1 protein-coding gene is annotated in these 237 nt (G+C 65.0%); it reads right to left on the reverse strand.

The features are described 5' to 3' along the window. Positions 1–184, reverse strand: a 184-nt coding sequence (locus SB717_RS39445; RefSeq protein ID WP_410908771.1) for a hypothetical protein, incomplete at its 3' end; no start/stop codon positions are given. Positions 185–237 lie beyond the last annotated feature (53 nt).

The following is a 237-nucleotide window of genomic DNA, read 5'->3' on the forward strand; positions in this document are numbered from 1 at the left end:
CGGTGTCATCGGTGATCAGACGGCCCTCGGACAGATCAAATGCGGCGATCGCGACATCGTTGACGCCGGGTACCGGACGGCCGGACGAGCCCACCTTCGTACCGGTCACGTTCGCCAGGCTCGCCGACCCGTCACCGGTCGCGAAGAACTCGAGAACCCGGGCCCGCGGGAACTTCTCGTTCACGTCCTCCCACAGTCCCGCGGACATTCCCGAACCCATGAACAACCGGATCGTGT

Origin of the sequence: Priestia sp. SIMBA_032 (assembly GCF_046535215.1) — a bacterium.
Classification (GTDB): domain Bacteria; phylum Bacillota; class Bacilli; order Bacillales; family Bacillaceae_H; genus Priestia; species Priestia aryabhattai.